This is a genomic window from Nonomuraea aurantiaca (assembly GCF_020215705.1).
GTDB lineage: Bacteria > Actinomycetota > Actinomycetes > Streptosporangiales > Streptosporangiaceae > Nonomuraea > Nonomuraea aurantiaca.
Window position 1 is genome coordinate 35,140 of the sequence record NZ_JAIWNB010000001.1, and the last position, 19,538, is coordinate 54,677.

At 68.9% G+C, this 19,538-nt stretch carries 16 protein-coding genes; 7 read left to right on the forward strand and 9 right to left on the reverse strand.

The genetic code is table 11. The features are described from left to right. Positions 1-136 precede the first annotated feature (136 nt). A complete protein-coding gene (locus LDL49_RS56515; RefSeq protein WP_263654443.1) occupies positions 137-268 on the reverse strand; it encodes a hypothetical protein in 132 nt (43 codons plus the stop codon). A 71-nt stretch (positions 269-339) separates the two neighbouring features. Here LDL49_RS56515 and LDL49_RS00215 point away from each other — a divergent pair, with 71 nt between their 5' ends. Beyond that, positions 340-1,059 carry a phytanoyl-CoA dioxygenase family protein gene (locus tag LDL49_RS00215; protein WP_225288787.1) on the forward strand — a complete coding sequence of 240 codons (720 nt, stop codon included), beginning with the start codon at positions 340-342 and terminating at the stop codon, positions 1,057-1,059. Positions 1,060-1,115: 56 nt separating this feature from the next. On the opposite strand, the gene LDL49_RS00220 is transcribed toward LDL49_RS00215, so the two are convergent. From LDL49_RS00220 to LDL49_RS00255, 8 genes are all read right to left on the reverse strand, one after another. Next, positions 1,116-1,592 carry a P-loop NTPase family protein gene (locus tag LDL49_RS00220; protein ID WP_225288788.1) on the reverse strand — a complete coding sequence of 159 codons (477 nt, stop codon included), beginning with the start codon at positions 1,590-1,592 and terminating at the stop codon, positions 1,116-1,118. Positions 1,593-1,621: 29 nt separating this feature from the next. Continuing rightward, positions 1,622-3,004, reverse strand: coding sequence for an amidase (locus tag LDL49_RS00225; RefSeq protein ID WP_225288789.1), 1,383 nt, complete (start codon positions 3,002-3,004; stop codon positions 1,622-1,624). A 165-nt stretch (positions 3,005-3,169) separates the two neighbouring features. Beyond that, positions 3,170-3,370 (reverse strand): DUF4236 domain-containing protein, encoded by a 201-nt coding sequence (locus LDL49_RS00230; RefSeq protein WP_225288790.1) that lies wholly within the window; start codon positions 3,368-3,370, stop codon positions 3,170-3,172. 60 nt (positions 3,371-3,430) lie between these two features. After that, the gene (locus LDL49_RS58120; RefSeq protein WP_225288791.1) at positions 3,431-7,432 is read right to left on the reverse strand and encodes an Ig-like domain-containing protein; all 4,002 of its coding nucleotides are present in this window, start codon (positions 7,430-7,432) and stop codon (positions 3,431-3,433) included. 21 nt (positions 7,433-7,453) lie between these two features. Continuing rightward, positions 7,454-9,499 (reverse strand): glycoside hydrolase family 127 protein, encoded by a 2,046-nt coding sequence (locus LDL49_RS00240; protein WP_225288792.1) that lies wholly within the window; start codon positions 9,497-9,499, stop codon positions 7,454-7,456. Next, positions 9,492-10,256: a carbohydrate ABC transporter permease gene (locus LDL49_RS00245; RefSeq protein ID WP_225288793.1), complete on the reverse strand. Its 765-nt coding sequence runs from the start codon at positions 10,254-10,256 to the stop codon at positions 9,492-9,494. The genes LDL49_RS00240 and LDL49_RS00245 overlap by 8 nt, the downstream gene beginning before the upstream one ends. Next, on the reverse strand, positions 10,253-11,122 hold the full coding sequence (locus LDL49_RS00250; RefSeq protein WP_225288794.1) for a carbohydrate ABC transporter permease: 870 nt from the start codon (positions 11,120-11,122) through the stop codon (positions 10,253-10,255). Before LDL49_RS00250 ends, LDL49_RS00245 begins: the two co-directional genes overlap by 4 nt. A 104-nt stretch (positions 11,123-11,226) precedes the next feature. Next, on the reverse strand, positions 11,227-12,492 hold the full coding sequence (locus LDL49_RS00255) for an ABC transporter substrate-binding protein (protein ID WP_225288795.1): 1,266 nt from the start codon (positions 12,490-12,492) through the stop codon (positions 11,227-11,229). A 127-nt stretch (positions 12,493-12,619) separates the two neighbouring features. Here LDL49_RS00255 and LDL49_RS00260 point away from each other — a divergent pair, with 127 nt between their 5' ends. The 6 genes from LDL49_RS00260 to yjfF all read left to right on the forward strand — a co-directional run bounded on the left by LDL49_RS00260 (position 12,620) and on the right by yjfF (position 19,480). Continuing rightward, complete coding sequence (locus LDL49_RS00260; protein WP_225288796.1) at positions 12,620-13,627, forward strand: LacI family DNA-binding transcriptional regulator; 1,008 nt, start codon at positions 12,620-12,622, stop codon at positions 13,625-13,627. Positions 13,628-13,864: 237 nt separating this feature from the next. After that, entirely contained in the window at positions 13,865-14,848 is a 984-nt protein-coding gene (locus tag LDL49_RS00265; protein WP_225289825.1) for a LacI family DNA-binding transcriptional regulator, read from the forward strand. 71 nt (positions 14,849-14,919) lie between these two features. Next, a complete protein-coding gene (locus tag LDL49_RS00270; protein ID WP_225288797.1) occupies positions 14,920-15,885 on the forward strand; it encodes an ABC transporter substrate-binding protein in 966 nt (321 codons plus the stop codon). A gap of 69 nt (positions 15,886-15,954) precedes the next feature. Continuing rightward, on the forward strand, positions 15,955-17,490 hold the full coding sequence (locus LDL49_RS00275) for a sugar ABC transporter ATP-binding protein (RefSeq protein WP_225288798.1): 1,536 nt from the start codon (positions 15,955-15,957) through the stop codon (positions 17,488-17,490). Further along, positions 17,487-18,500 carry an ABC transporter permease gene (locus tag LDL49_RS00280; protein ID WP_225288799.1) on the forward strand — a complete coding sequence of 338 codons (1,014 nt, stop codon included), beginning with the start codon at positions 17,487-17,489 and terminating at the stop codon, positions 18,498-18,500. Before LDL49_RS00275 ends, LDL49_RS00280 begins: the two co-directional genes overlap by 4 nt. Beyond that, positions 18,497-19,480 carry a galactofuranose ABC transporter, permease protein YjfF gene (gene yjfF / locus LDL49_RS00285; protein ID WP_225288800.1) on the forward strand — a complete coding sequence of 328 codons (984 nt, stop codon included), beginning with the start codon at positions 18,497-18,499 and terminating at the stop codon, positions 19,478-19,480. Before LDL49_RS00280 ends, yjfF begins: the two co-directional genes overlap by 4 nt. The last annotated feature ends 58 nt before the right edge of the window (positions 19,481-19,538 follow it).

Below are 19,538 nucleotides of genomic sequence, written 5' to 3' on the forward strand. Positions count from 1 at the left end.
CGGCGCCGTCAGCGATTCCTCCCGGGCCCAAAGGCCCGGGGTTTCTCGCTATGGATTGCTGAAGATGACCGAGGAGGACGACGGCTATCTGGGGGTGATCGTCTTCTCGGCCGACTCCGACAAGGACGGCAAGTGATCAGGCCCCGGCCTCGGGTGGGCGCAGGCGTCGCAGGGCCTCGTTGACGCTCTCGCCCAGTCCGGTGGCGATCGGGTTGCCGTCGGAGTCGCGGGCGACGGCGGAGTAGGCCGGTCCCGGCAACTGGGTCAACAGGATGGTGTTGCCGTCTCGCAGCAGGTCCTGCGCGAAAACCGGTTGCGGCCATGAATAGCGTGGTTGCCATGGAGGCACTGGTGGAGTCGTTTGTGCGGGACGGCTTCGTGAAGCTGACGATCGGATCGCGCGAGCAGGGTGAGGCGGCGCAGGCGCTGCTGTGGAAGCAGATCGGCCTGTCGCCGGACGAGCCTGAAGGATGGCGCGAGCCGGTGGTGTGGGCCGCGGACATGACCGGGCAGGGGCCGTTCGGCGAGCTGGTCCGATCGCCCGAGCTGGCGGCGGGCTTGGACGCGGTGTGCGGGAAGGGCGGCTGGCAGCCGCGCGGCGCGGTGGGCAACATCCCGATCCGGTTCCCGCGGCGACCGCCGGCCGACGACCGCGGCTGGCACCTGGACGCCGGCGTTCAGCGGCCTGACGGCAGCTGGGGGGTGACCGCCCGTTCGCATACCCTCCTGGTGCTGATGCTGTTCTCGGAGGTCGGCGAGTCGGACGCGCCGACCCGGATCAGGGCGGGGTCGCAGCGGGACAGCTTCGGGGCGCTGGGCGAGCAGCAGGTATACGACCACATCAGCGCGGGCGCGCTGGTGGACGCGGCCAGCAAGGACCGGCCGGTGGCGCTGGCGACCGGCTCACCGGGCGACGCCTACCTGGTGCATCCGCTGACCGTGCACGCCGCGCAGGAGCACCTGGGCGAGCGGCCGAGGTTCATGGCGCAGATGCCGTTCATGCTGGCCGAGCCGCTGGACCCGGCGGCCGACACGCCGCTGGCCAGAGCGCTCCGCTGAGACCTGTCACTGACCGCGCAGCCAGTCGTCGGCTTCGTCCGGAGAGCCGAAGCGAATCACTCGTAAGGGGCCGAAGCGGGGATCGTGGACCCGCCGCTGGATGTCCGTCCGGCGCACCCTGTGCTGTGACCCGCCCACCACGCGGGGTGATCGCGGCGGAACCAGCCGGTCAGGGTCTCGCGATTACCGCCGAAGATCCGCTCGCGGAGAAGGGTCCTCCGTAGCGATCGCCTCAGGACCCGCGGCATGATGACGCGCCTGGAGTAGTCCAGCCACACGACGGTGTCGGCACGCTCCCAGAGCAGGTCGCGGACCTGGGGATAGCCGTACGAGTCGAAGATCCAGGCCGGAGAGGCGGCGATCTGGGCGACCTGCGTGGCGAACGCGTCGTTCACGGCCCAGCCGGGGCCGGCGAAGTGCAGGGCGTCCATTTCGTGGTACGGCACCGCGAGCCGCGAACTCAGAGCCCGTGCCATGGTGGACTTGCCGGCCCCGCTGATGCCGGCCACGAGGATGCGCCGCATTCGTGTCATGCGTTCAGTATTGGACCTGTGTCCACCGGTTATCGGGGGTCGATCGGTGTCAGGGGCGGGGTTCCGGCCTCGATGGCGGCGGCCGCGTCCAGGCACAGGTCCTCGCGGAAGCGCGGTCCGATGATCTGTACGACCTGCGGCAGCCCGTCCGCCAGACCGGTCGGGACGGCGACCGACGGCAGCCCCAGCAGGTTGGCCACCACGCTCATGCGCAGCGCCGCCGGCCACCCGGCCAGCCACTCGGGATCGAGGTCGGCGCCCACCGGGAAGGCCGGGATCGTGCAGATCGGCGCGAGGACCAGCGGGGTCGAGGCCGTCCAGTCGGCCCAGGTCCGCATGATGGCGGCGCGTTCCATCATCGGGTCGAAGGCGGCGCGCCCGCCCGCTCGCGCCCAGATCTCCTTGTAGGCGGTCCAGAACTGGACGAACTCCTTGGAGGCGACCGCCTCGACGGGTGGCTGCTCCTCGTGGACACGGCTGTAGGAGGACATGATCTGGGTGTAGATCTCCGAGGCCCGGTCCAGGGCGGGCGGCAGGCTCTCCGTCACCTGGTAACCGGCGCCGGCGAGCAGCTCGGCCGCCTGCCGCACGGCGGCGGTGACCTGGGGGTCCGCGTCGAGGCCGGTGACCGCCGCCACGCCGATCGGCGCCGCCGGGGCCGGGCCTCGCAGGGGAACCGGGGCGTACCAGGAGTCGCCGGGCGCGTGCCCGCACATGTGGTCGAAGGCCAGCCGCAGGTCGGCCACCCGCCGCGCGATCGGACCGTGCACGCCCAGCAGCTGGAACGCGAACGGCGCCGCCTGTCCTCGCTGGCCGATCCGGCCCAGCGACGGCTTCAGCGCGGCGACGCCGCAGCACTGGGCCGGCCAGCGCAGCGAGCCCGCGCCGTCGTTGCCGATGCCGAGCGGGGTCAGGCCGGTCGCCACCGCGGCCGCGTCGCCGCCGCTGGAGCCGCCCGGCGTGTGGCCGGCCGACCAGGGGTTGCGGGTCGCGCCGCGCAGGTCGTTGCCGGTGTGCCAGCGGATGCCGAACTCCGGCATGTTCGTCCGGCCGATCGGGATCGCGCCCGCCGCGCGCAACTGGGCGATGTGATGGGCGTCGCGCTGGGCGACGGCGTCGCGCAGGGGGACGATGCCGAGTGTCGTCGCCGAGCCGGCCACGTCGACGTTCTCCTTGACCGTCATGGGGACGCCGCAGAGCGGGCCCGGCGCCGTGCCGTCGCGCAGGGCCCGGTCGGCCGCGTCCGCCGCGTCGAGGGCCTGCTCCTCCAGCACCACGGTGATGGCGTTGACCCGCGGGTTCATCTCGGCGATCCGCGTCAGATGGGCCTGGACCACCTCACGGCTGGACACCTCGCGGGTGCCGATCAGCCGTGCCAGATCTCCGGCGGCCAGTTCCCATAGCTCAGCCACAACATCCTCCTCAGGGGGTAAGCGGTGCCGAGGAATCTAGGGCGAATATTCAGGAAGAGGCAGTCTTGTCTTTCCCGGCCTCGTCAGCCAGCCGGAGAACGTGCAGGTGGGAGCGGTACGAAAAAGGGCCGGAGGCGGTCGCCTCCGGCCCTTCGAAATATCCGGCTAGTTATGCCGACTGGTCTTGCGCCAGGTGAAGCCACCGGGCAGGTTGACGGATATGGTGCGGCGGCCGTCCGCCGTGCGGGTGACCCGGAACAACCGGTTGCCCCAGCTGTGCCCCACGCCGCCGCGTGACAGATTGAGCCTGAACGGCCCGAGCTTGATCGACTTTCTGTAGCTCCAGCCCATCGAGGTTCCCTCCATGAGATCGCGAGGGCTCCCAGCTACCCGAATATTGGCGAAATATCGGGTTTATTGTGGTGGTCACTCCACTGTCACCGTCGCTTTCGCCGGGACCGTGGTGCCCGCCACCTGCCCGGTCACCGAGAAGGTGCCGGGGGAGGCGTACGAACCGGGGTCGATCGCCGCCCACGTGACCGCGACCGAGCTGTCCTTGGACCCGTCGTTGTACGTGGCCACGACGGTCGCCGGCAGCGACGGCGCGGTGCCCGCCCGGGTCCGCACCGCCTCCTCGGCGATCGAGGTGATGGTCACCGCCGGACTCGTCCGGACGTACACCGTGGCCTCGACGGGCGAGCGCAGGCCCTCGGCGAGCCCGGCGACCTTGAAGCTGGTGCCACCGGTCTTGACCTGATCGGCGGTCACCTGCTGCCACGTCACCGCGGCCTGACCCCGGCCGCCGTCCGCGTACAGCGTCTCGACCTTGGCCGGAAGCTGGGGCAGCGTGCCGGCCACTGTGGGGACGTGCACGGGCCGCACCGAGTCCGGCGGCACCGCGTACGCCTTCCACTCCAGCACTCCGACGGACGCCTGGCCGGACACCAGTTCGGCGCGCAGCTTCGTCGTCGTCACCGTGTCGAACGAGACCGTGTTGTAGGCGTCGGCCGCGGTCGGATAGGAGGCGGCGCCGGTCACGTCCTCGAAGGAGTCGCCGTCCCACGCCTGGATCTTCCACGACGCCGGGACGAGGACGCCGCCGCCGTCGTCGAAGAAGTACAGGTCCGCCTTGTTCACCCGTACCGGTGACGGCCAGTCGAGCTGCACCCACTGCGTGCCCTGCTGCGGCCAGGTGCCCCAGCGCGGGTTGGCGCCGTCGTTGGAGCGCGGCGGCTCGATGCCGTCGTTGATCGCCGTCACCTTCTCCCACGGCGAGGTGTAGGAGGCGGTCGGCGTCGCGTACGGCGCCACGTTCACCTGCGTGCCCAGCTGGCCCACCGTGACGGTGACCGTGCCGGACGCCGACTTGGCGCCGTCGGAGGCGGTCAGCTTCAGGTGGTACGTGCCCGCCTCGGTGAACGAGGCGACCGTGGCCGGGCTCGCCGGGTCGGTGAAGAACGCCTCGCCCGGCCCGTCGACGACGCTCCACGCCATGCTGAGCGTCCCCGACGGCAGCCCGTCGTCCTTGACGACCGCGTCCAGCCTGGCCTGCCCGGGGCGGTTGAAGGTCGCGTCCTGTACGGCCAGCACGTACGGAGCCCGGTTGCCCACGGACGGCGGAGCCGCGCCGGTGGCGTACGCCTGCACCTCCTTCAAGCCCGTCGAGTAGCCCGGCCGGTGGGTGACCAGCACGCGCAGCTTCTGGGCGGTGACGGACCTGAAGCGGACCTCGTTGAGGTTGGCCCGCGGATAGACCGGTTCCTTGGCCTGGCCGGGCACGTCCTTCCAGGTGGCGCCGTCGAGGTACTGCACCGTGTAGAGGGCGGGCTCGCTGTAGCTCTTGCGGTCGTTGTAGAAGTACAGCCGCAGCCGGTCGACGGGCCGGGGCGAGCCCAGGTCCGCCTCCAGCCAGTCCTGCGCCTTGCCGGAGCCCTTGCTGCCCCAGTACGGCTCGTTGATCGTGAAGCCGTCCACCGCGCCCGCCGGGTCACCGTACGAGGCCGTGGCGGACTTGACCAGGTTCGGCCGGGTGGAGCCGAGATCGACCCCGGCCTTCTGGAACAGGTCCTCGACCCGGTCGCCCGACAGCTTCACCTCGGCAGGAGCCTTCATCGACCGCGCCGCCTCGGCGTGCACGACCGTTCCGCCCTCGACCTTGCCCGTTGCCGGGTCCCAGACCGCGTGCGCGAGCCCGGACAGCGTGACCTTGCGCTTGCCGTCGATGAGGATCGAGTAACCCTCGGGCACGCCCGCGTAATGCGTCGTGCCGTCGCCGGGCTTGTCCCAGACGATGCTCAGGTCGCTGCCGCGGTAGTTGATGCCGTTGACCGTGAAGTGGTCCCAGCCGATGTCGACCGGCCACAGCTCGACCTTGCCGTCGGAGCGCGGGCGCAGACCCATCACGTCCTCGATGACCGTCCAGTTGCTACTACCGAGGATCGTATGGTGGATCCACGACCGGTAGTCGATGCTCTTGGTGGCGGGGTTCCAGTTCGACCAGAACTCGTTGGCGTCCGGATATCGGGTGTCGCCGCCGACGAACTGCGACCAGGCGTTCCAGTACAGCAACTGCTTGTACTGGTCGGCCGTGATGTACGGCGAGGTGTATTCGCGCAGCGCCCTGGAGAACAGCGAGAAGTTCCGGGTCGAGTTGATCTGCGAGAAGTTGTTCGACCCCGGGTGGCCCTGCGCGGCGGCCTCCGCCTTGTCCTTTTGATTAGCCGTATAGGCCGGGAAAGTCGGATATTCAGCGGGGTCGGCCCATAGACGGAGCGCCTCCCGATATTTCGGGTCGTCCGTCGGGACCATGCCGGTGGCGAACGGGATGTAGTTGTTCGATTCCTTCCACGGGATCAGGTTGCCCGTCTGCAGGTCGCGGTGCTTGAAGAGCTTGTCCTGGTCGTCCCAGAGCAGGGTGAGGATGCCGTTCTTCACCTTGTCGGCCACGCCCCGCAGCTCAGCGGCCTTCGCCGTGTCACCGATCAGCGTGTACGCCTGCGCCGCCGCCATCGCGTTGGCGTAGACATAGGCGCCCTCGAGGCGCTCGTTCGCCCGGTTGTAGTAATGGAACGACACCGCGTCGGCGTCGTTGCCGGTCATCGCCTCCCAGTCGTATTCGATGACCCCGTTCTTGTTGGAGTCGTAGGCGTTGAGCTGCCCGTAGACGTCCTTCTCCGCGTAGCGGGCCAGGTTGCGCAGGATCGCGGGCTGGCCGCCGTGGAGTTGGTAGCTCTCCAGCGCGGAAGCCGAGATGTACTGGGTGTAGCTGTTCGACCAGTTCTCCGGATCACCCGGGTTATCCGTATATTTCGAGTTACGTGATACTTCGCCGGCCGACACCCACGGGCCGTACGAGTAAATCGGGTCCCGCAGATACTTCAGATCCTGCAGGAACATCGGCACGGTCAGCACGATCGCGTTGTTGTAGCCGAGCGCCCCCTCCACCGACGTCGGGAACTGGAAGTCGTTCCCCGGGATGTCGGCGTCGAGGAAGTTGAACCGCATCAACCACCAGCGGTAGTAGACGAACTTCTTGATGTTGGCGTCCGGCACGTCGATGTAGGGCAGGTTCTCCGCCCACCAGGCGTTGTAGTCCTGGAGCTGGCGTCGCAGCGCCTTCTCCGGCGAGCGCCCCTTGTAGCCGTCGTACTCGGCGCGCGACCCGGCCAGCTCCTCGGTGACGAAGCCCATCTGCACCTTGGTGCGCACGGTCTTGCCCGGCTCGACGGAGAGCGTCCCCTTCAGCGCGCCGTCCGCGACCTTCAGGCCGTCGCCGCTGAGCCGGGGGAAGAGCGTGGTCAGCCGGTTCTTCGCGGCCACCACGCCGGTCAGCTCACGGTCGCCGTCCGCGGTCTTCGTGTACGGGGAGGTCACCGTGACCGGCACCTGCAGCTTCGCGGTGCCCCTGTTGGTGACCGCGAGCGTGGTGACCGCCACGTTCTCGTGCGTGATGAACTTCTTGACGGTCACGGCCAGATCGCCGCCCGCGTAGTGGCCGGTCCAGTGGCTGGGCATCTGCAACCGCTTGCTCACGTCCTCCTTGAGGTCCGTGCCGAGCGAGACGCTGTAGGCGCCGCGGTTGTCGATGCTCTCCCAGTACGCCACGCTGCCGCCGAAGCCGATGACCGACGGGTCGTGTTCCTTCATGAACAGCGCCCGGCCCCGTGACATCAGCCACGTGCCCGCCGGGTCGTCGCCGGGGCGGGCCAGCATGCGGTCGATCCAGTACGAGTCGCCGCCCTTCTCCTTCTTGTAGATCTCCTCCATCATCTTGCGCGGCTGGTAGCGGACGGGCTCGGCAGGGACGGGGTCGGAGCCGGTGAACACCGGCATGCCGAGGTCGTCCTGCACGGCCGTGGCCGGGGAGCCGACGGCGAGCAGGCTGCCCGCGACGGCTAACGCGGCCAGGCCGGAGAGGGTTCTGCGCACGGAATTCTCCATGGGGGGTTGTCAGTCGGCGACGGGCAGCCAGACGCGCATGGTGGCGGGGCCGCGGTTGCCCCAGCGGTGGTACGGCACCAGCCGCAGCACGGTGTCCACGCCCTCCGGCGCGTCGGGCACCGGCCTGTACGGCCAGTTGTCGGTGGCCGGCGTCCCGAGCAGGACGGCGACCTCGATCTCCACAACGGGATCGACAGCGGGACCTGCGGCGGGACCGGTGGCGGGGTCGGCGGTGGGGTCAGCGGCGGGCGCGCCCGCGACGGGATCGGGCGCGCCCGCCTCGGAACCGGCCGCCCTCGGCACGGGGACGGCTGCGGACGCCCCTGCCGGAGAGCCGACCTGGTGGTCGGCTGGATGGTCAACTAGATGATCCGCCTGGGGGCCGGGCTCGTGGTCGATGGGTGGGGACGAGATGCGGGCAGCCACGTCGGCGAGAGGTGGCTCGTCGGCGACGGACTCCGCGCAGTAGACGAGCGGCCCGCGCTCCACCGCGACGCTCCCGCGCAGCGCGTCCACCCGCCGGTCGGGGAAGGTCCAGCGGGGAGCCATCGGCAGGTCGAGGTGGATCTCGTCACCGGGCTGCCAGTCGCCCGCGACGACCGCGTACCCGGGCTCGACCTCCCGGCTACCCGACATATGCGAAATGTCGGACCCACCGGCGGCCGATTCCGTGTCACCGGCCGGTCCATACGCGAGCGTGGCGCCCTTCGCCCAGGCGGGCACGCGCAGCGAGATCCGCCCGCTGCCGCCCGACAGGACCCGCACGCGCACCCCGCCCGTCCACGGATACCCGGTCTCCACCCGCAACGCGAGCGGCCCGTGGCTGATCTCGCCGGGCGTGAAGTGGTGGATCTGCACCCCGCCCGCGTCGCTGGTCGCCATGTAGGCCGGCAGCGAGGCGAGCGTGCGGGCGATGTTGTTCGGGCAGCACGACACGTCGAACCACGGCGACCGCAGCCCGCCTTCGGCGGCGTGGTTGACCCCGTTCAGCGGCACGGCCGGCACCCGCACGCGCAGCGGGTTGGCGTAGAAGAACGACCGGCCGTCCAGGGCCACCGCGGTGGCCAGCACGTTGTACAGCGTCCGCTCGGCCACGTCGGCGTACCGGGCGTCGCCGGTGGCCAGCAGCAGCCGGTGCGCCAGCATGATCGACGCGATGCCCGCGCAGGTCTCGGAGTAGGCGCGGTCCGGCGGCAGCTCGTAGTCCTCGCCGAAGGACTCGTCGGTGTGCCGCGAGCCCATGCCGCCCGTCAGGTGGGTGCGCCGGGCGACCGCGCGCTCCCACTGCGCTTCGACGGCCTTCAGCAGCTCCTCGTCGCCCGTCTCCACGGCCACGTCGACGACGCCGCTGGCCAGGTAGAGCGCCCGTACGGCATGCCCGCGCAGCGACTGCGCCCGCCGTACCGGAAGATCGTCCTGGAAGTAAGCGCGGCCGAACGGGATCTCGCCCAGGGCGGGCAGGCCGCGGCGTTCGACGAAGCGGCGGGCCATCTCCAGGTAGCGGGCGGTGCCGGTGGCCCGGTACAGCTCGACCAGCGCCATCTCCACCACCGGGTGGCCGCAGGTCTCCGAGGTGTCCATGAAGCGGCGGCAGATGTGGTCCGCCGCCCGCTTGGCCACCTCGGTCAGCCGGTCCTCGCCGTGCATGCGCAGCCTGGCGACCCCGGCCTGGATGAGGTGGCCGTAGCAGTAGAGCTCATGGCCCCACTCGAAGTCGGTGTAGCGGTTGCCGGTCCATCGGGTGTTGAGGTAGCCGTCGCCCTCCTGGGCTCTGGCCACCGTCTCGGCCAGCTCGGGCAGCGCGGGGTGGTCGGCCCACGCCATGGCCTCCAGCAGCTTGTAGATCTCCGAGTCGGAGAACTCTCTGCCCTTGCGGGGGAGACGCCCGCGGAAGTTGCCGATCCAGCCTTCGCGTTCCTCCCATTCCTGGCAGTGGGCGATGGTGACGTCCCGGTTGAGGGCGATGCGGTCGCCCCAGAAGCCGGGCGCCAGGCGTACGGCGTCCAGGCCGAGGGGGGACAGCACGCCCGATGAGGGCAGGACAGGATTAGCCACGCAGAGCTCCCGACATGAATCCGCGCACGTAGTGGCGCTGCAGAATGACGAACAGGATGAGACAGGGGAGTGCCATGACCATGACGCCGGCCTGGAGCATGCCGTAGTCGATGGCGCCGAACGTGCCCTGCGTCATGCTGACCACGGCCACCGGCAGGGTGAACGACGCGCCGTCGTTGAGCAGGATGAGCGGCGCGAAGAAGTCGTTCCACGAGGCGAGGAAGGCGAACAGGCCGACCGTGACGAGCGCGGGCCGTACGGCGTGCAGCAGGATCCGGGAGAAGGCCCGGAAGGTGCCGCAGCCGTCGACCAGCGCCGCCTCCTCCAGCTCGCGCGGGATCGCCTCGAAGGCGTTGCGCATCATGAACAGGGCGAACGGCAGCTGGAACATCACGAACACCAGCGACAGCCCGAGCAGCGAGTTCTGCAGGCCGAGGTAGCCGAGCAGCACGTAGAGCGGGATGAGGATCGTCGCGTACGGCACCATGAGGATCGCCAGCGTGGCCAGGAACAGCAGGTTCTTGCCGGGGAAGTCGAAGCGGGCGAAGGCGTAGCCGCCGAGCGCGGAGACGATCAGCGTGCCGGCGACGGTCATCGACGACACCAGCACGCTGTTGGTGGCGTAGGTGTCGACGCCCTCGCCGAACTGGGCCATCTTCAGGTAGTTGGACGGCTCCTCCAGCGAGGCCCAGCCGCTCCACAGCAGCGGGAACAGGAACAGGATGGCCAGCGCTGTGACAGTGGGGTAGTACCTCACTTGAGCCTCCGCATCAGCAGAGTGTTGAACCCGACCAGGGCGACCAGCAGCACGACGGACAGCGCCGCCGCCCCGCCGAGGTCGAAGCGGAAGAACGCGTCGCGGTAGACGACCATGACCATCGAGACCGTGCTGTTGTCCGGGCCGCCGTTGGTGAAGATGAAGAACTGGTCGAAGGCCAGAAGCGAGCCCGTGATGCTGAGGATCAGCATCAGCGCCAGCGTCGGGCGCAGCAGCGGCATCGTGATCTTGGTGAAGATCTGCCAGCGGTTGGCGCCGTCGCTCCTGGCCGCCTCGTACACCTCGACGGGGATCGACTGCAGCCCGGTCAGCAGGATGAGCATGTTGAACCCGGCGAAGCGCCACAGCACGAGCGCGATCGTGGAGAACAACGCCATGTTGGGCGTGCCGATCCACTTCACCGGCTCGTGCGTGATCCCCAGGGTCTGGAGCAGCGGGTCGATCGGGCCGAAGTCGTTGTTCAGCATGCCGTAGAACAGCAGCGCGGCGGCGGCGAAGCCGACGGCTCCGGGCAGGAAGAACGCGGTACGGAAGAAGGCGACGCCTGGCCGTCGCTCCTGCACCAGCAGGGCCAGGCCGAGCGCGACGGCGGACAGCAGGACGGTGGTGATGGCGGTGTACTTGAGCGTGAAGAGGACCGCGTCGAAGAACAGCGGGTTCTTCGGGATCTTGGCGTAGTTGTCGGGAGCGTTGAAGACGGCCTGGCCCAGCAGCGGCCAGCGGTTCAACGACATCCAGACGACCAGCACCAGTGGCGCGAGGAACAGGACGCCCACGATGACGGCGGTCGGCGCGGCGTACAGCCAGCCTTGGACCTGTCTCCTCCGCCATCGGGCGGACGGCACCGTGTGGGCCGCCCGCCGCCCCGGAGGTCGCGCTCCCGACGAAGTCGGGAGCTTTTTAAGCGACCGACTCGCCGAACGGAGTGAGGCCATGAACACAGTTGCAATCATTGCTGCAAGGACTTCGTTATCTCGGCGTTCAGTTGGGGGACCTTCGCGGCGTCGCCGAACACTGCCTCGCGAGCAAGCCGGAGCCACGGCCCCTGCGGGTCGTTGAACGTCTGGCCGAATCGCAACGCGAACGGCGTCTGACCCTTGGCGACCAGCGAGTTGATCAGGACCACGCGCGGGTCCTCAGCCGAGTACTTGTTGTTGGCCAGGTCCGTACGCGCGAGCACGTCCTTGTTCTTGGCCATGACCTCGACCTGCGCGTCATCGGAGACGGTCCAGGACAGGAAGTCCCAGGCCGCGTCGGCGTTCTTGGACGTCGAGGAGATGCCGATCGAGTCGCCGCCCACGAACGTCGACTCGCCGCCGTCGGGACCGGCGATGGGGGTGACGCCGATCTTCATGCCGGCGGGCATCGTGCCGAGCGTGGTCGACGGCATGGGCATGACGCCGATCTCGCCCTTGGGGAAGAAGCCGGTCCAGGTCGGGCCCTGCTCCTCCTTGGCCGTCGGGCCCGTGACCTTCTTCTCGTACAGGTCGCGGTAGGTCTTGAACACCTCGGTCATCGCGGGCTGGTCGTTGAGCGAGGTGGTGCCCTCGGCGTTCATGACCTGGGCGCCGGCCGCCCAGACGGAGGGCCAGAAGGTGAAGACGTAACAGCCGCCGCAGTTGCCGCCGAAGAACGTACCGTGCACCTTGCCGCCCTTGCCGAGCTTCTGCTGGATCGTGGTGGCCTGCTCGGCGAACTCCTTCAGCGTCTTGGGCCCCTTCTCCGGGTCGAGCCCGGCCTTGGCGTAGAGGTCCTTGTTCCAGAACCAGACCGACAGGTCCAGCGTGTGGGGCAGGGTGTAGAACTTGCCGTCCAGCGTGCCCAGCTTCATGTGGGAGGGCGCGAGACCGGCCTTGTACGGCAGGGCGTTGACCCGGTCGGTGATGTCCATGAACAGGCCCTGCGAGGTGTAGTTCGGGACGAAGATCACGTCGGCCGCGAACACGTCCGGCAGCTGTTTCGCCCCGGCCGCGGCAGCGATGCGCGGCTGGTAGTTGTCCGTCGGGATGACGGTCAGCTTCACTTGGTTCTTGTGACTGCTGTTGTAGGCCTTCACCAGCCGTTCGCTCTGGGCCTGCGTTGCCGCGCGGGTCCACATGGTGATCGTGACCGGGCCTGCCGCTTGTGGCTGCTTGTCGCTCCCACCGCTGCCGCAAGCGGCCGCTGTGAGCGCTAACAATCCGAGGAAGGCGATCCCAGCCAGCCGTCGTCTCATGGTTGTCTCCTTCGGGACCCCCCGTGAACTGAAAGGTTTTCGGAAACGTAGAAGAAACATTGGGGCCTGTCAATGGGTACTATGGTTTGTCCTAGATATCGGGTTACTGAAAAGGGTTTCGAAAAATATGGCGGGTAGGCGCGCGACCATCAACGACGTGGCCTCCCTGGCGGGGGTGTCGATCGCCACGGCCTCCAAGGCGCTCAACGGGCGGCAGGACGTGCGGGCCTCGACCCGTCAGCGCGTGCTCGCCGCGGCGGAGGAGCTCTCCTTCCAGCCGAACGCCCTGGCCAGGGGGCTGCTGTCCGGGCAGACGCGGACGGTCGGGCTGCTCACCTCCGACAGCGCGGGCCGGTTCGGCATTCCGGTGCTGCTCGGGGCGGAGGACGCGTTCGGCGCGGGGGAGATGGCGGTGCTGCTCTGCGACGCCCGCGGCGACGCCATCAGGGAGCAGCACCATCTGCGGGCGCTGCTGTCGCGCCGCGTCGACGGCCTGATCGTGGTGGGCGAGAGCACCAATCCGCGGCTGTCCGTCAGCCGTGACCTCGGGGTGCCGGTGGTCTACGCCTACGGGCCGTCGGACGATCCGGAGGACGTGTCGTTCGTGCCGGACGACGTGGGCGGCGCGGCGATGGCCATGAACCATCTGATCGCGCTGGGCCGGCGCCGGATCGCGCACGTGACCGGGCCCGAGCACTACAAGGCGGCCCGCGATCGCGTGGCGGGCGTGGCGCTGGCGCTGTCCGAGGCGGGGCTGGAGCAGGCGGGCGACACGCTCTGGGGCACGTGGTCGCAGCGGTGGGGCCGGCACGCGGCGGAGATGCTGCTGATGGCCCAGCCGGAGATCGACGCGGTGTTCTGCGGCAGCGACCAGGTCGCGGCCGGGTTCGTGGAGGCGGTCCGCGAGCGGGGGCGGCGGGTGCCCGACGACATCGCGGTGATCGGCTACGACAACTGGGAGGTGCTGTCGACCGAGACGCGCCCCGCCCTGACGACCGTGGACATGAACCTCGAACTCCTCGGCAGGACGGCCGCCCAGCACCTGTTCGCGGCCATCGACGGACGGGCCACGCCGGGCGTGCATCGCATGCCCTGCCAGCTGGTGATCCGCGATTCCACGGCATCGTCGGCGTAACCGCGCACGGAGAGCCGGTTCTGGCTGGTAACTCCGCGGATATGTTAGCGTTAACATCCCGAGTGGGTCCTTGAGCATCAAAGATGAGGGCCGCTCACTGGGAAGTCAAGAGATCTCGTGTGACGCGACCGTAATCTGGCGACCTCTTGACGAGACCTGTTGTTAACGTTCACAGTCATGCCAAGCCAGGAAGGGAGCACGGCAGTGGGAGCGACCCAGGGGCGTCGACCGCCGGTCATGGCCGATGTGGCCAAAGAGGCCGGGGTGTCGCACCAGACGGTCTCACGCGTGCTCAACGAGCATCCCAACGTGCGCAGCGAGACCCGCGCGCGGGTGATGGAGGCGATCGACAAGCTCGGCTACCGCCGCAACCTCGTCGCCCGCGCCTTGGTCACCAAGCACTCCAGGACGCTCGGCGTCGTCAGCTTCGACACCACGCTGTACGGCCCGGCCAGCACGGTCTACGGCATCGAGCAGGCGGCCCGGGGGGCCGGCTACTTCGTCAGCATCGTGAGTCTCAAGTCCATCGACAAGATCGGCGTCAGCGACGCCCTCGACTACCTGGCCGACCAGGGCGTCGACGGCATCGTCGTGGTCGCGCCGCAACGGTCGGCCGCCCAGGCTCTGGGCGAGCTCCCGTTCGGGGTGCCCACGGTCGCCGTGGAAGGCGGCGAGGCCGGTGATGTGTCGGTCGTCTGCGTCGACCAGGTTCGCGGCGGCAGGATGGCCACCGAGCACCTGCTCTCCTTGGGACACGAGACGGTCTGGCACATCCGCGGCCCCTCCGACTGGCTGGAGGCCGAGGGGCGCGTGGCCGGGTGGCGGGCCGCGCTGGAGCAGGCGGGCCGTCAGGCCCCGGAGCCGCTCGCCGGAGACTGGAGCCCGCGCTCGGGATACGAGGCGGGGCGCAGCCTGGCGAGCATGAAGGACGTCACGGCGGTGTTCGTCGCCAACGATCAGATGGCGCTGGGCGTGCTGCGAGCGTTCACCGAGCAGGGGGTGAGAGTGCCCGACCAGGTGAGCGTCGTCGGTTTCGACGACATCCCCGAATCGGAGTTCTTCTCGCCGCCGCTCACCACCATCAGGCAGGACTTCGGCGCGGTGGGCAGGCACAGCATCGAGGTGCTCCTTCGGCAGATCGAGGGCCAAGGCTCCCACGAGCGCGAACGCCTCGTGGTCCCGCCCTCGCTCGTCTCCCGGGCCAGTACGGCCCGGCGGTAGGCCATGCACAGAAGGAAGCGCGCACGCACCCGTGATTTTGGTGTTAGCGCTCACATCAGAAGGGACCCCACGTGTTGAAGAGGATCTCGGTGTTGATGCTCGCCGGGTTCACCGCCATGGCGGTGGCCGGATGCGGCAGTGGCGGTGGAGGCGGCGGTGGCGCGATCACCATGGGCTTCTCACAGGTCGGCGCGGAGAGCGGCTGGCGCACCGCGAACACCAAGTCGGTGCAGGACTCGGCCAAGTCAGCCGGGATCACCCTGAAGTTCTCGGACGCCCAGCAGAAGCAGGAGAACCAGATCAAGGCGATCCGCTCCTACATCCAGCAGAAGGTGGACGTCATCGCCTTCTCGCCGGTGGTGGAGTCGGGCTGGGACACCGTGCTCAAGGAGGCCAAGGACGCGAAGATCCCGGTGATCCTCACCGACCGGGCCGTGGACTCCAAGGACACCTCGCTCTACAAGACCTTCCTCGGCTCGGACTTTGTCGAGGAGGGCCGCAAGGCCGGCAAGTGGCTGGTGGACGAGTACAAGAGCAGCACCGACCCGGTCAAGATCGTCGAGCTGCAGGGCACCACGGGGTCGGCTCCGGCCAACGACCGCAAGGCCGGCTTCCAGGAGGTCATCAAGGCCGAGCCCAAGTTCCAGATCGTGGCCTCGCAGACCGGCGACTTCACCCGGGCCAAGGGCAAGGAGGTCATGGAGGCCTTCCTGAAGTCCACTCCGGACATCGACGTCCTTTACGCGCACAATGACGACATGGGGTTGGGTGCGATCGAGGCGATCGAGGGCGCGGGCAAGGTGCCCGGCAAGGACATCAAGATCATCACGGTTGACGCCGTCAAGGACGGCATGCAGGCGCTCGCCGACGGAAAGATCAACTACATCGTCGAGTGCTCCCCACTGCTCGGCCCGCAGCTGATGGACCTGGCCAAGAAGGTCGTCAAGAACGAGACCGTGCCGACCCGCGTGATCACGCAGGAGACGGCGTTCAACCAGGAGCAGGCCAAGGCCGCTCTCCCCAAGCGCCAGTACTGACCGCCGACCGGGCCGGCCCTCGCGGCCGGCCCACTCACATTCAAGAGCTAGAGGAGGAGAGGGGCGCCGATGGCCGTACCCGCGCCGATCCTGCTGATGAGCGGAATCGGTAAACAGTTCCCCGGTGTGAAGGCTCTCGACGGCGTGGACCTGCGACTGCTGCCGGGCGAGGTGCACGCGCTCATGGGCGAGAACGGCGCGGGCAAGTCCACCCTGATCAAGGTGCTGACCGGCGTCCACCCCATCGACGCCGGCACCATCGAGCTGCTCGGCGAGCCTGTCGCGTTCGGCAGCCCGCTGGAGGCTCAAGGGGCCGGCATCAGCACGGTCTACCAGGAGGTCAACCTCTGCGCGAACCTCTCGGTCGCCGAGAACATCTTCGTCGGCCGCGAGCCCCGGCGCTGGGGCCGGATCGACTGGCCGCGGATGCGGGCCAGGGCCGCGGAGCTGCTGGCCCGGCTTGAGCTCGACCTCGACGTCTCGGCGCCCCTGTCGACCTACTCGCCGGCCATCCAGCAGATGGTGGCCATCGCGCGGGCCATCGACATCGAGGCCCGGGTGCTGATCCTCGACGAGCCGACCTCCAGCCTCGACGCGAGCGAGGTCGAGCAGCTCTTCCGCGTGATGCGCACCCTCAAGGAGGAGGGCATCGCGATCCTGTTCGTCTCGCACTTCCTCGACCAGATCTACGAGATCTCCGACCGGATGACGATCCTGCGCAACGGGCGGCTGGTGGGCGAATACCTCACCTCGGAGCTCAGCCAGGTGGAGCTGGTCGCCAAGATGATCGGCCAGGAGCTCGCCGCCCTGGAGAAGCTGCACGGTGAGGCCAAGGTGTTCGACCGGCCGCTCCTGGAGGCGCGCGGGCTGGGCCGGGCCGGGGCCATCGAGCCGTTCACGCTGACCGTCCACGAGGGCGAGGTCGTGGGGCTGGCCGGGCTGCTGGGCTCGGGCCGTACGGAGGTCGCGCGGCTGCTGTTCGGCGCCGACCACGCGAGCACCGGCGAGGTGAGCATCGAGGGCACGCCCGTCTCGCTGCGCACGCCGCGCGTCGCGATGAACCACCGGATCGCGTTCTGCTCGGAGAACCGCAAGTCGGACGGGCTGATCCCCGACCTGACGCTCAGGGAGAACATCATCCTGGCCCTGCAGGCCACCAGGGGCTGGACCAGGCCGGTCCCGCGTGAGCAGCAGGACGAGCTGGTCGGCAAGTACATCTCCGCGCTGAAGATCAGCCCGGCCAACCCGGAGCACCTCGTACGCGACCTCAGCGGCGGCAACCAGCAGAAGGTCCTGCTGGCCAGGTGGCTGATCCTGGAGCCCAGGCTGCTCATCCTCGACGAGCCCACCCGCGGCATCGACATCGGCGCGAAGACCGAGATCCAGCGCCTGGTCGCCCAGCTGTCCGACGGCGGCATGGCGGTGCTGTTCATCTCCGCCGAGCTGGAGGAGGTGCTGCGGCTCAGCCACAAGGTCGGCGTCCTGCGCGACCGCAGGCTGGTCGCCCAGCTGCCCAATGACGACGACCTCACCACGGACGTGCTCATGGAGACCATTGCCAGCGGGGGAGCGAACGGCGGAGCGAGCGGAGGGGGAGCGGAATGAGACGCCTGCTCTGGCCGGTCGTCATCCTGGCCCTGCTGCTCCTCGTCAACGTGTTCTTCACCGCGAACTTCTTCTCGATCCAGATGCGCGACGGCCACCTCTACGGCAGCCTGATCGACATCCTGCGGTTCGGCGCCCCGCTCATCCTGGTCTCGCTCGGGATGACGCTGGTCATCGCGACCGGCGGCATCGACCTGTCGGTCGGCTCGGTGGTGGCGATCGCGGGGGCGCTGGCCTGCCTGCAGATCAGCGACGACGCCGGCGTGTTCACCGCCGTGGCGCTGGCGCTCGGCCTGTCGGTGCTGCTCGGGGCATGGAACGGCCTGCTCGTCGCGGTCGTCGGCATTCAGCCGATCATCGCCACGCTGATCCTCATGGTAGCCGGGCGCGGCCTGGCCCAGCTGATCACCGACGGGCAGATCATCACCGTCAACAGCCCCTCGTACAAGGTCATCGGCGGCGGCTACTGGCTGACCGTGCCCTTCGGCATCCTGCTGGTCGTGGTGGTCCTGGCGATCACCGTGTTCCTCACCCGCAGGCTGGCCCTGGGCATGCTGATCGAGTCGGTCGGCGGCAACGCCGAGGCCAGCAGGCTCGCCGGGATCCGCTCGCGCGGCATCATCATCATGGTCTACGCCTTCGCCGCGCTCTGCGCCGGCGTCGCCGGGCTGATGATCAGCTCGAACGTGTCCAGCGCCGACGGCAACAACGCCGGCCTCTGGGTCGAGCTCGACGCCATCCTGGCCGTGGTCATCGGCGGCACCTCGCTGTCGGGCGGACGCTTCTCGCTCGGCGGCACCGTGCTCGGCGCGCTGATCATCCAGACGCTGACCACGACCATCTACTCCATCGGGGTGCCGCCGGAGACCACGCTGCTGTTCAAGGCGCTCGTGGTGACCGCGGTCTGCCTCATCCAATCGAAGTCGTTCCGCGAGAAGGTGTTCGGCGGTCGCCGCCGAGCCGTGCCGCCCAGCCCGGCGGCCGAGGAGAAGGTCCGGGTGACGGCATGACGACCGTGACGCTCAACGGCCTCAGGACGATCCCGGCCAAGTACGTGCCCGTCCTGGTGACCGCCGGCCTGTTCGTGGCGATGTTCGTCGCGGGCGGCATCCGCTACGAGGGGTTCGCCAGCGGGCAGGTGATACTCAACGTCTTCATCGACAACGCCTTCCTGCTGGTCGTGGCCGTCGGCATGACGTTCGTGATCCTGGCCGGGGGGATCGACCTGTCGGTCGGCTCGGTGGTCGCGCTGTCCACGATGATCTCGGCGAGCCTGATGAAGGGGCCCGGGTGGCCGCCGTACCTGGTGATCCCGCTGGTGCTGCTCATCGGCGCCGCGCTGGGGCTGGTGATGGGGTACATCATCCACGCCTTCGACATCCAGCCGTTCATCGTCACGCTGGCCGGGATGTTCCTGGCCAGGGGGCTGTGCTACACGATCGGCACCGACTCGATCCCCATCGAGGACCCGACGTTCACGGCGTTCGCGCAGACCAGGATCGACCTGTTCGCCGGCCTGTGGATCTCGCCGAGCGTGATCATCGCCGCGGTGGTGGTGCTCGTGGCGGCGTACGTGCTGCACTACACGCGCCTGGGCCGCTCCGTCTACGCCACCGGGGGCAGCGAGCAGTCCGCGCTGCTCATGGGCCTGCCCGTGGCCCGGACGAAAATCACGGTCTACACGGTCAGCGGGTTCTGCTCGGCGCTCGGCGGGGTGCTGCTGTCGTTCTACATGCTGTCGGGCTATGGGCTGCACGCCGTCGGCATGGAGCTCGACGCCATCGCGGCCGTCGTCATCGGCGGCACGCTGCTGACCGGCGGCTCGGGGTTCCTGCTCGGCACCGTCCTGGGCGTGCTCGTGCTGGGCCTGATCCAGACGGTCATCAGCTTCGAGGGCACGCTGAGCTCCTGGTGGACCAAGATATTCATCGGACTTCTGCTCTTCGTCTTCATCCTGCTCCAGCGCCTGTTCTCAGCCCGCCGGACCTGACCTCCGGTACGGCCTCCGCCGTACCGGATATAGGGAGAATGTGTGAACGCTAACAACA

Excerpts from the sequence above, each read along its gene's own strand:
- LDL49_RS00280 (WP_225288799.1), top strand. The coding sequence starts at position 17,487 with ATGAGACGCCTGCTCTGGCCGGTCGTCATCCTGGCCCTGCTGCTCCTC.
- yjfF (WP_225288800.1), top strand. The coding sequence starts at position 18,497 with ATGACGACCGTGACGCTCAACGGCCTCAGGACGATCCCGGCCAAGTAC.
- LDL49_RS00255 (WP_225288795.1), bottom strand. The coding sequence starts at position 12,492 with ATGAGACGACGGCTGGCTGGGATCGCCTTCCTCGGATTGTTAGCGCTC.
- LDL49_RS00275 (WP_225288798.1), top strand. The coding sequence starts at position 15,955 with ATGGCCGTACCCGCGCCGATCCTGCTGATGAGCGGAATCGGTAAACAG.
- LDL49_RS00215 (WP_225288787.1), top strand. The coding sequence starts at position 340 with ATGGAGGCACTGGTGGAGTCGTTTGTGCGGGACGGCTTCGTGAAGCTG.
- LDL49_RS00230 (WP_225288790.1), bottom strand. The coding sequence starts at position 3,370 with ATGGAGGGAACCTCGATGGGCTGGAGCTACAGAAAGTCGATCAAGCTC.
- LDL49_RS00220 (WP_225288788.1), bottom strand. The coding sequence starts at position 1,592 with ATGACACGAATGCGGCGCATCCTCGTGGCCGGCATCAGCGGGGCCGGC.
- LDL49_RS00260 (WP_225288796.1), top strand. The coding sequence starts at position 12,620 with ATGGCGGGTAGGCGCGCGACCATCAACGACGTGGCCTCCCTGGCGGGG.
- LDL49_RS00265 (WP_225289825.1), top strand. The coding sequence starts at position 13,865 with ATGGCCGATGTGGCCAAAGAGGCCGGGGTGTCGCACCAGACGGTCTCA.